This is a genomic window from Bifidobacterium canis, assembly GCF_009727065.1.
GTDB lineage: Bacteria > Actinomycetota > Actinomycetes > Actinomycetales > Bifidobacteriaceae > Bifidobacterium > Bifidobacterium canis.
The window spans coordinates 330,791-341,558 of the sequence record NZ_WNLP01000001.1 but is presented as its reverse complement, the minus strand read 5'-3'; the positions used below and the strand labels follow the sequence as shown (position 1 = coordinate 341,558).

The following is a 10,768-nucleotide window of genomic DNA, read 5'->3' as shown; positions in this document are numbered from 1 at the left end:
ACGCTCCAGTGTACGCAAGAGGGTCTATTCGGCTTTTCTGACGTGAAATAGGTGAAGATCTTACTTAAAAGCGTCTTTTCTCAGGTGAATACCTTATAATCTGAAAGAGTTTGCGTGCCGAAGCAGAAGGAAACGGCATGCGCGCAGCTGCGACATGGCAGTTGTCTTGCAGTGATGACGACACAGAAAGGTATGAGCTTTGGCTTCACATACCGATGACAGAAACCGCACGGTCACTATCGGCGGGCCGATCAGCGAACGACCGAAACACAGCGGGGTTCAATATCGAAATGCCCGCTACCGTGTTGTGAAAATCATTTCGATGATCGTTGTTGGCGCCCTCGTGTTCGCAGGTGCCGTTGCCGCTGCCACGTGGCTGAATATCAATAGCATTGTGCAAGAGAACAAGGTCGGATCTTTGCTCTCGAAAGAAGATGCCTATCTCGATCCGAATTCAGGCAAACCCATCAACTTCGTGCTCATCGGGCAAGATACGCGTGACGGGGACGGCAATGGCAGCGTCTCCGGTGACGGATCCACTGAAGTCGGCTTACACAATGCCGACACAACGATGGTCGTGCAGATTGGCGCGAGCAGGAAATATGTGAATCTCGTGTCGATACCACGCGACTCGCTCGTCGATGTTCCTGCATGCAAGACGTCGAAGGATACCATTCCAGCTCAATATGGAGTGCAATTCAACTCCATCTTCGCGAACGCGTATTCGGTAGGCGGAGATCTCTCCTCCGCTGCAAGCTGCACCGTCAGCGCGGTGAACGCGCTGACCGGACTCGACATCAAGAACTTCATCGTCGTCGATTTCAACGGTCTGAGCAAGATGATCGACGCCATCGGCGGCGTCGACCTGTGCTTCCCCAGCGATGTCGATGATGAGAACACCAACATGCATTTCACCAAGGGCATGCATCATCTCAATGGCACTGAAGCCACCAACTATGCACGTCGTCGCCATGGCAACGACACCGACGGCTCCGACATCATGCGCACCACGCGTCAACAGTATCTCATCAAATCGGTGCTGCAGGTCGCCATTTCGAAGAACCTGTTCACACAGACCAGCCAGTTGTATCAATTGGTGAAGAATGCATTGCAATCATTGAGCTTCAGTGAGGGCATGGCAGACACCAACGCGCTGATGGGTCTGGCCGTGAGCCTACGCAACCTCAAAGTGGATCATGTCTATTCTCAAACGGTTCCGGTTCAGGCCGCACCTGAAGATCCGAACCGCGTGGTGTGGACCGACGCCGCAAAAGAGGTATGGGCGAAGTTCAAGGAATCAAAGCCCCTCTATGGTTCGGAAGAGGAAACCGACGATACAAACAAGGATTCGTCGAAGGACGACCTGCTCAAGGAGCAGACTTCCACCGAATCCGCTTCGCCTAGTGCCGAAGCCAGTGAAGAGGCTACAGAAACACCATCGCAGAGCACGGAAAGCACTGAAGGCGCAGACACCTCCGGTCAGAGCGAGCAGAAAGATGAAGCCAAGCTCGATGCAGCCACAGGACTCTTGGTGCATTCCGATGGCACGCTGACCGATCCTGAGACCGGCGGCGTGGTTGATCCGGAAGACGGTTCGATCAAGGATCCGAACACCAACCAGTACGTTGGCATATCGTACCGTTACCTCAACAACACGATCTGCAAAGTCTCCAAAGACTAAGGTCATGCAGGCTGTTCCCGTCACGTGAGTTGACGGGAACAGCCTGCTCACTTTCGTATTCAGCACGCATTGAACAACACGGTTCTTATCTACGAGGAACATCATGTCGACGAACAACGACGACCAAGGAAATCAGCTTCCACCGAGTTTCAAACCGGGCAAGGCTCATGCCAACAGTGGGCAATCGTCCGCGCGGCCATCGACTCCGGCTCCTCCAAGTTTTTCGCCGCATCGTTCCACGTCACGCACATCGCAGCATAGCCAGCCTGCGCGCACATCCGGGCACACTAACACAGCCTCGCAACGCAATCAAGGCGAAAGTATGCCAGCTTCCTTCGCCCCGCATTCCGGAGCACATACCGAACGGCAACGATCTGACTCGCAGCCCGCTCCTCAGAGTTTCGCACCGGCGTCGCGAAGCACACGCAACTCACAGGCATCCTCATCCAGCGTCCGCTCCCCCAAACCGCACAACAGCACACCTTCTGCGCACAATTTCGGGCACACAGGCAAACCGTCCAGCGGCGCCACGCGCGCGCACAGCAAGCACCGCGTGCGCAATATTATTCTCACCATCATTGTCGTGCTCGCATTGGTGCTCGGGTTCGGCCTTATCAGCACCTACAACTGGGTCAACTCAAATCTCCACAAAGAGGAATGGCTGTCTGGCGCCTCCGACACCGCTGGAACCTCATGGCTGATCCTCGGCTCGGATGAGCGTGACGGTACCACCGGAGCGCTTGATGACACGCCAGGAGAACGAACCGATACCATTCTCATCCTCACCAAGCCGAAGCATGGCCCGAGTTCTCTGATATCGGTGCCACGCGATTCGCTGGTGCAGGTGGGCGATGAGATGCTCAAAATCAATGCCGTCATGCAACAGTTCGGGAAGAAAGAACTGGTGAAACAAGTCGAATCGATCACCGGTCAGCATATCGATCACGTCGCCAAGCTCACATTCGGCGGGCTCACCAAAGTGGTCGACGCTCTCGGCGGCATCGAACTGTGCTACGACCAGGATGTCGACGACGAGAAATCAGGCCTGCAATGGAAGGCCGGCTGCCATGTGGTTAACGGCACTACAGCGCTCGCATTCTCCCGCATGAGGTATTCGGATCCCCGCTCCGACTTCGGGCGTTCCGACAGGCAACGTCAGGTGATCGGCGCCATCGCATCGAAGGCGACATCACGCAGCACGCTGATGAACTTCGGCAAACTCAAGAAAACCGGTGAAGCGGCTCTGGGCTCGCTGACGGTCGACGAACGTTCAACGCCATGGACAATGCTGCAGATGCTGCTCGCGTTCCGCGACGCTTCCGGTTCCAACGGTATAACAGGAAGCCTGTATTGGTCTGATCCGGGGTATTACGTCGATGGCGTCGGCTCCAGCGTGCTGCTTGATGACCAACGTAATCTCGAACTGTTCAAGCAGCTGCGCGAGGGCGACCATGCTGCCGGGCAGGTCGGTTCCACGTCGGAACAGCAATAGTCCCATCTGCGCTTTCGAACGAGTTATCCACATTCATCGGTTCGGCTTGACGAGGGGCTCCCCCAGCGCTCATAGTTGATGCATGAACGGCAATGGAGACGAACGGAAGCGCAGCCACCGCTCCCACACGCAGGGTGCGGCACGGTGGTTGCGTCCGCTCTGCTTGTTCGCTCCGGCATTTGCTCAACTGGTCATGTTCACTGCGCTGCTGCTGCAACGCCAGTGGTTGTTCGCTTTGCTCGTGTTCTCCAGTTGCGTGGCGACGCTTGCCGCGCTACCCGCAAGCGTGCAGAACCTGCGTAGACGGCATGTGGACGACACAGATGGCATCTCTGCCGAACCACACTCCGTCGAGAACATGCATAGCGAGGAAACGACAGGCAGCATACGCGCGATACGCCAGATGGATTCCTCCGCGCTTCTCGGCCTCAACGCCGATGCTGCACCGATGCGCACGATCTGCCACCAGTGGTGCACGTCGGCGCACAGCACCGGACTCAGAGCTACAATCGGCATTGACGCAAACCATGAACCCTTTTCGCTTGATCTGGTCAATCACGGGCCGCATGCGATCGTTGCGGGAACCACCGGATCCGGTAAATCGGTGCTGTTGCAGAGCTGGTGTCTCGCACTGGCCTGCCGATATTCCCCACGCCGGCTGCAATTCGTCTTTCTCGATTTCAAGGGCGGTTCCGCGCTCGAACGCCTGACCGAACTCCCGCACGTTCGCGGGTGTGTGAACGACCTTGACCTCGACTACGCGATGCGGGCGCTACGCGCATTGGAACTTGAGCTTGCATCGCGTGAAAAGCTCGCTGCTCAACACAGAGTCTCCGATATTCGGCAGATGAGTGCCCCTCCCGCCCGGCTGGTGATCGTCGTCGACGAATTTCATATGTTGAGCGACCAGTTACCCGACTATATCGATCGACTGGTCAGAGTCGCCTCTCTTGGACGTTCGTTGGGCATGCATTTGATCGTCTGCACGCAGAACCCGATGGTTCAGGTGAATGCGTCGATGAAGTCGAATATGAGTCTGCGTTTGTGTTTGCGTGTGCAAGACGCCATGCAGTCACAGGAAATGATTGATTCGGCTGACGCATCGCGTATTCCCGCGTCCTGCCCTGGAATGGCGTTTGCTGCATGTGACGGCAACAATCAGCTTTTTCGTTGCGCCTCACCCGTTTTGCTCGATATGCTCGTCGATCAGATCCGATGCGCCGCGCACTTCTTCGATGACGCGCAGCTGCCTCCATTGTTCACTGCGCCGCTGCCCCACCATGTTGCGGAACGAGATTGTTCGCAAATCGTCGGCGGTGAAATCGTTACCCACGATGCGCGGCATGTTCCAATCGGTATCGCCGACAATGGCGTGTTCTATCAACCCGCCACAATCGACGTTTCCGCAGGCAACGTCGCGATCATCGCGCAGCACCACCGTGGGGGCGGCACATTATTGCGCTATCTTGAGCGTAAGCTACGGGAGCTTGGCATCGCCGCGCAATGTTTCGACGACGCCGATGATCTGCTTGACCCGCTCGGAATGGCCAATCCCGGCAATGCGCTGCATCGCAGTCTTCATGACGACTCCCATCTCACGGTGTTCCGTATTCGCACAACGCGTTTTCTGCGCGTTCCTGAGCATGCGGCCACCCGTGTCATCTTCCCTACCGGCGAGCGCACCACAGATCTGGCAGACGGCATTCCAACGGATCTATATGCAAACGGCAATGTCGACGAACTCACATGTGCTGGTCGTGCGGTTCTGCTGTCACGTGGGTCGGCGACGCTGCTGCAGTGCTTCGAAATGTGATGCTCGCGCGCACGCCGGCATGCAAAAGTATTGGTATTTTCGGTAAAACCCTTGAAAAACCTCGAAAATTGCATAGCATACGTTTTGTAGCGTAATTCAAGACAGTAGCGTAAGGAATCACATGAGCAGTGCTTTCGACTGGCGAGCAAAGGCAGCGTGCCGCGACAAGGATCCGGAATTGTTCTTCCCAGTGGGCAATACCGGTGCCGCGTATCAGCAGATCGAAGAAGCCAAAGCGGTGTGCCGCACATGCAAGGTCATCGATGCTTGCTTGAAGTGCGCGCTTGACACCAATCAGGATTATGGCGTGTGGGGTGGCTTGAGCGAGGATGAGCGTCGCGCTCTGAAACGCCGCGCCATGCGCGCTCGTCGTTCGCAATCCATGCAGATGCAGATCTGACGTATTCGAAATAGAAACTGCAGTAATACAATAGAGTTGGCTCCCGGTACTGAGTAGTACTGGGAGCCCAACTCTATTTTTATTGCTGAGCAATGTTGAATTAGCTGGCTTACCCTCAGGCGGCGCGCAGTGTCATGTCGAGGATCACACGTGTGCCACCTTCGCGGCCACGTTCCCAGCGCACACTGCCACCGAAGTCGTTCGTGACGAACGTATTGATGATCTGCGTGCCGAGTCCGGAGCCCGAGGAGCGTGCCATGCCGTTGTTCTCCTCCTGGTCCATACCGTTGCCGTCGTCTTCCACCACGACGTTCAGGCATTTGCCTTCGCGCCCCACGGAAACGGTGATGTGACCCTCTTTGCGTCCTTCGAACCCGTGTTCCACCGCGTTGGTGATGAGCTCGGTGAGCACCAGTGACAGAGGGGTGGCGTCTTGTGCCGGCATTTTGCCGAACTTGCCGACGAAATCGATGGAGATATGCTGATCTTTCATCGAAGCGAGGTCGACGCTCATACGCAGCAGATTCGAGATGACCTTGTCGAAGTCGACGTTCTCGTCTGCGGTCTGGCTCAGTCCCTCATGCACCATCGCTATCGTCTGCACGCGACGTTGCGCCTCATGCAGCTCTTTTTGACTTCTTCGGACTTCGTTTTCCTGGCCTGCAGTCGAAGAAGCGCGGAGACTGCCTGCAGATTGTTCTTGACGCGGTGGTGGATCTCGGAGATCGTCGCATCCTTGGTCTGCAGTTCCACTTCACGGCGCCGCAATTCAGTGATGTCTCGGCAGAGCACAATCGCCCCGGTGCGCCCCTGCTCGTCCATAAGAGGCATCGACCGGATGGAGACGATTGAATGGTTGGCGTTCAATTCTGAGTCAACGGCGGCCTTGCCCATCAGCACCAATGGGAGCGTTTCTGGCACAGGATCGTTTTCGTGCAGCAATGCGGTGCCTATCTCCCCCAGGTTCTTTCCCGGCATTGTGTCGATCATGCCGAGTCTGCGGAAGCAGCTGATCGCGTTCGGAGAGGCATAGGTTATTTCGCCGTCTTTGGTCAGCAGCATGAAACCATCTGACACGCGGGCATTGTGCCGTTGGTTCATCACCGCGTCCGTGTATGGGAACTGTTCGCGGGCGATCATCGAGAACAGCTGCCTGCCGACGCTGATGCTCTCCCATTCATATCTGCCGTTCGCCTCGCGATTCTCGAGATTCGTTTCGCGCAGCACCAATCCGAGGGTCTTGCCGTTGTGGCGGATGGGAGCGTAGGTGTTGCAGATGTTCATGTCGCCATCGGTGATCATGTTCTCCGACTTATACACGCCGTGATGCTTCATGGCCTTGTTGCATTCCTCGACCATCCATGGGTCGACCTCCTGCCCGACCACATCGTCAATGCGCATGCTCACCACGGTCGAGGGTCTGCATTGTTCCGCGAACACGTAACTTCCGTCGCCTTTTTGCAGGATCAGCAGCAAATCCGCGAAACTCAGATCGGAAATCACCTGCCAATCTGCAACAAGATGATGAAGCCATTCCTTGTCACTATCGTCGAAATCAGGTCGAGTTGCCAGAATCTGTGAAAATCAGCCATGTCTCCATCATACTGACATCATGTTCACTGAGCGTCATATCGCGTTATCTGCATGTCGTTGCGGCTGTCAATAGACTACGGTAACGTAACTTACGGTTGCGTAACAATGAGTGGAGGCATGATGTCGAAACAGGCTGCCGAGCAAATCGAAGCGAAACGTGCTGCAGTGGCGCAGGCACGTGAACAGGCACTTGAGGCGAAGGCGGAAATGGTGCGTGTCAAAGCACACACCAAGGCTGCGAACATTCGGCAGAAAGCGGAGCAAAAGGCACGCAAGGCAATCGCAAAGGGCGAACAAAAGGCTGCGAAGCTCGAGGGCATCGTGCCTCAGGAAATCGAACGCAAGATTCGACTCGACGTGCATGGCCGCGAGAAACCCGCCATGCGTGGCTGGATCCATGCTTGCGCCGCCCCGCTCGCGTTGGCTTCCGGCATCGTGCTGATCTGCCTAGCGCACGGCGCGGCTTTGAAATGGGCGTGCGCGGTGTTCATGACCGCTTCCACGTTCCTGTTCACGAATTCGGCGCTCTACCACTTGGGAGACTGGTCGCCGAGAGTCACCGACGTGCTCCGACGTATAGACCACGTCAACATATTCCTGCTCATCGCCGGCACATACACGCCTGTGTCGTTCGCACTCGAACCGTTCTGGCGCAATGCGATCATCATCGGCATGTGGTCATGCACGCTCATCGCGTTGATCATTCACATGGTGTGGATCAATGCACCACGTTGGCTGTATGTCATCGTATACATCATCTTCGGCGTTTCCGGAGTGGGGTTCATGGGATTGTTCTGGATGTCACCAGTCGCCGGCCCCGCCGTCGTCTGGCTGCTACTCGCAGGCGGCGCATGCTATATCGCCGGTGCCATCGTCTATGCCAAACGCAAGCCGGACCCATGGCCGCGCGTTTTCGGTTTCCACGAGATCTTCCACACCGGAACCGTGCTGGGGTATGCCTGCCATGTGGTGGCGATCTATCTCGTCGTATGTCATCTGGCAGTGCTGTGACATCAGCGACCCGGTGAAGCGCAGTCATGAGCAGAGACTCCGCAACGGATTAAGCACTTCCACACCAAACCAATAAGGGTGGGCGCGAACCTCAACAGTTCACGCTCACCCAAAATCTGCTTTAGCCAGCTACACCTTGGCGATATCTGAACGACAGCTCAGTTCAGCGGCTTCGCTTCTTTGATCGTCACTGAAATCTGACGCCCGTTAGGAGCCGCGTATGTCACCACGTCGCCGACCTTATGCCCGATGATCGCGCCGCCGATCGGAGACTCAGGGCTGATCACGTCGTAGTCGGTGGCGACGGTGATGTCGCGTGAGCCGATCACGTACTGCATCTCGTTGCCGCCCAGGTCGATCGTCACCAGCGAACCATTGCCAACGGTGCCTGCGGCTGGCGCCTCGATGATCTTCGCGTTGCGCAGCTTGACGATGAGCTCGTTGATACGCCCCTCGTTCTTGCTCTGCTCTTCACGAGCAGCCTGATAGCCGCCATTTTCCGACAGGTCGCCTTCGGCGCGTGCTGCGGCGATACGTTCGGTGATCTCGTCGCGGTACTCACCCTCTCGGTGGGCGAGCTCCTCCTGCATCTTGTCGTAGGCCTCCTGGGTCAGGAGCACCACCTTTTCTTCTTGTTCCATGTCAACCTCCATGGGCGCTTCACCGCACCCGATACACAAGGGCACCGGAGAGCCGGTGCCGATGTTATGAATCTTTCGCTCGTTTCTGGCTTGTTCAGCGGGTGGAAATGATGTCCACTACGAACACGAGTGTGTCATCACCCTTGATGCCGGCCTGCGGAGCACCGTTTGAACCATACCCATATTGCGGCGGGATGGAGATCAGCAGACGGGAACCGACATTGTGCCCCGGCACGGTCTGATCCCAGCCTTTGATGACCTGACCGACACCGATGCCGAAACTGGCCGGATGGTGGCGCTCGAAACTGGAATCAAATGCCTTATCCTGCCCCCACACCTGACCATGGTAGTTGACGGTAACCGTGTCGCCACGGCGAACCATCGGGCCCGAACCTTCGACCAGTTCCACGACCTTCAGCCCCTGTGGAGCCTCTTCGCTTGGGAATTCGATTTGCGGCGTATCGCCGAAATCACCCTTGACCTGTGGCATCTGTGTTGCCATATCAGTCTCCTTCCTTGAACGCCATCAGCCTAGCACAAAAACCGCGGCATCTTGTACGGCGCAATCGTTCGCACGCCATATATGAGCATATTGTATATGCATGTTGCCCTAAAACGCCGTCACGGTTCTCTCAGCATTCAACAACGTTGAGAGCCAAGCCGCCGGTAGCCGTCTCCTTATATTTCGCCATCATGTCTTCTCCGGTATCTTTCATCGTTTTGATCACCTGATCGAGTGTCACGATGTGCGTACCGTCTCCCAGCATCGCCATGCGCACCGCCGAAATCGCGGTGTTGGCCGCGATCGCGTTACGTTCAATGCAGGGGATCTGCACCAATCCGGCGATGGGATCGCAGGTCAACCCCAATGATGTTCCATGCCGATTTCGGCGGCGTTCTCAACCTGCTTCGGATTGCCTCCGACCACTGCGCACAGGCCAGCCGCGGCCATCGAGCATGCTGAGCCCACCTCACCTTGGCAACCCACCTCGGCCCCGGAGATGGAAGCGTTTCGTTTGATCAGATATCCAATGGCAGCAGCAGTGAGCAGGAATTTCTTGACACCGGCCATGTTCGCATTGGCGATGAAATGCCAGTAATACATGAGTACGGCGGGTATAACCCCTGCAGACCCGTTGGTGGGTGCCGTGACGATGCGTCCTCCGGCGGCGTTCTGCTCGTTCACCGCCAACGCAAAGAGATCGACCCACGCCTCGTTCGACGACTCGAGTTCGCGCATGCTGTCTGCGGCCGGCTGATTGAGCAGATCCCCGCTTCCAGCCAACCTCGCATACATGGCCGGCGCTCTACGTGGCACATTCAAACCACCTGGCAGCAGCTGTTGCGTGCTGGTGCACCCTTCGTGGATGCATTCTCGCATCGTCTTCCATATCGCCGTGATATGGGCATCCAGTTCCTCCGCCGATCGTCTCGATGTTTCATTGGCCCAGATCACATCGGCGATGCTCATATGCGTGCGCTTGCAGATGTCGATGAGTTCATGTGCCGTCGTGAACGGATATGGCAAAACAGACAACGCCGATTGGAACGCATCGGAATCGTCTTCCAGTTCCTGTTGACTGTCAAGAGCCGCAGTTTCGGGAGCCTTACCGTGAATCGGGATCAGGGGGTCGTCGACGAGACCGAGCTGTATGAATCCTCCGCCGATCGAATACCATACTTGTTCGAATACCGTCGCGCCGTCAACATCCATGGCGCTGAATCTCATGCCGTTGGGATGCGCTGCGAACCGACGCCAATGGTCGAACTGCACGTCGGCGTCATAGTCGAATGGGATCGTATGAGACCCGTTGAGTCTGAGTGTGTGGCGATCATCGCAGATCTCATGAATACGAGCCAAGTAATCGGTGTCGACCGTTGTCGGGTCGTTGCCCTCCAAGCCTACGACCGCCGCACGATCCGTACCATGGCCGAGCCCTGTGAGAGCCAGTGAACCATACAATGTGACGCGCACATGCGCCACACGTTCCAACAGATGCTCATCCGAAAGAGTGGACGCATATTGTTTCGCCGCGAGCATCGGGCCAACCGTATGCGATGAGCTTGGGCCTACGCCGATCGAGAACATATCGAGAACACTAAACACACATGGCATTCTACTCGGTTCCCGCATGGC

At 56.6% G+C, this 10,768-nt stretch carries 8 protein-coding genes and 3 pseudogenes; 5 read left to right on the top strand and 6 right to left on the bottom strand.

Annotated elements, in window-relative coordinates:
* Positions 1-199: 199 nt before the first annotated feature.
* The 4 genes from GSD1FS_RS01425 (at position 200) to GSD1FS_RS01410 (ending at position 5,386) form a co-directional block, all read left to right on the top strand.
* A complete protein-coding gene (locus GSD1FS_RS01425; RefSeq protein WP_155588047.1) occupies positions 200-1,681 on the top strand; it encodes an LCP family protein in 1,482 nt (493 codons plus the stop codon).
* Positions 1,682-1,784: 103 nt separating this feature from the next.
* Positions 1,785-3,173: an LCP family protein gene (locus GSD1FS_RS09605; protein WP_246165686.1), complete on the top strand. Its 1,389-nt coding sequence runs from the start codon at positions 1,785-1,787 to the stop codon at positions 3,171-3,173.
* An 82-nt stretch (positions 3,174-3,255) separates the two neighbouring features.
* Positions 3,256-4,986, top strand: a complete 1,731-nt coding sequence (locus GSD1FS_RS01415) for an FtsK/SpoIIIE domain-containing protein (protein ID WP_246165685.1) — start codon at positions 3,256-3,258, stop codon at positions 4,984-4,986.
* A gap of 121 nt (positions 4,987-5,107) precedes the next feature.
* Positions 5,108-5,386, top strand: coding sequence for a WhiB family transcriptional regulator (locus GSD1FS_RS01410; RefSeq protein WP_155588046.1), 279 nt, complete (start codon positions 5,108-5,110; stop codon positions 5,384-5,386).
* Between the two features lie 115 nt (positions 5,387-5,501).
* Here the strand turns inward: GSD1FS_RS01410 and GSD1FS_RS09600 are convergent.
* The 3 genes and pseudogenes from GSD1FS_RS09600 to GSD1FS_RS10335 form a co-directional block, all read right to left on the bottom strand.
* Positions 5,502-6,046, bottom strand: a pseudogene (locus tag GSD1FS_RS09600) (sensor histidine kinase); the annotation flags it as partial.
* The gene (locus GSD1FS_RS10340; protein WP_425481772.1) at positions 5,978-6,448 is read right to left on the bottom strand and encodes a histidine kinase dimerization/phosphoacceptor domain -containing protein; all 471 of its coding nucleotides are present in this window, start codon (positions 6,446-6,448) and stop codon (positions 5,978-5,980) included. The gene GSD1FS_RS10340 and the pseudogene GSD1FS_RS09600, both read right to left, overlap by 69 nt.
* A 168-nt stretch (positions 6,449-6,616) precedes the next feature.
* Positions 6,617-6,961 (bottom strand): annotated as a pseudogene (locus GSD1FS_RS10335) (histidine kinase N-terminal domain-containing protein); the annotation flags it as partial.
* 138 nt (positions 6,962-7,099) lie between these two features.
* On the opposite strand from GSD1FS_RS10335, the gene trhA reads away from it, so the two are divergent.
* Positions 7,100-7,990 carry a PAQR family membrane homeostasis protein TrhA gene (trhA, locus tag GSD1FS_RS01400; RefSeq protein WP_155588218.1) on the top strand — a complete coding sequence of 297 codons (891 nt, stop codon included), beginning with the start codon at positions 7,100-7,102 and terminating at the stop codon, positions 7,988-7,990.
* A gap of 158 nt (positions 7,991-8,148) precedes the next feature.
* Here trhA and GSD1FS_RS01395 read toward each other — a convergent pair whose 3' ends face one another.
* The 3 genes and pseudogenes from GSD1FS_RS01395 to GSD1FS_RS01385 all read right to left on the bottom strand — a co-directional run bounded on the left by GSD1FS_RS01395 (position 8,149) and on the right by GSD1FS_RS01385 (position 10,738).
* Positions 8,149-8,631 carry a GreA/GreB family elongation factor gene (locus GSD1FS_RS01395; RefSeq protein WP_155588045.1) on the bottom strand — a complete coding sequence of 161 codons (483 nt, stop codon included), beginning with the start codon at positions 8,629-8,631 and terminating at the stop codon, positions 8,149-8,151.
* Positions 8,632-8,725: 94 nt separating this feature from the next.
* Positions 8,726-9,133 carry an FKBP-type peptidyl-prolyl cis-trans isomerase gene (locus GSD1FS_RS01390; RefSeq protein WP_155588044.1) on the bottom strand — a complete coding sequence of 136 codons (408 nt, stop codon included), beginning with the start codon at positions 9,131-9,133 and terminating at the stop codon, positions 8,726-8,728.
* 130 nt (positions 9,134-9,263) lie between these two features.
* Positions 9,264-10,738, bottom strand: a pseudogene (locus GSD1FS_RS01385) (L-serine ammonia-lyase).
* Positions 10,739-10,768 lie beyond the last annotated feature (30 nt).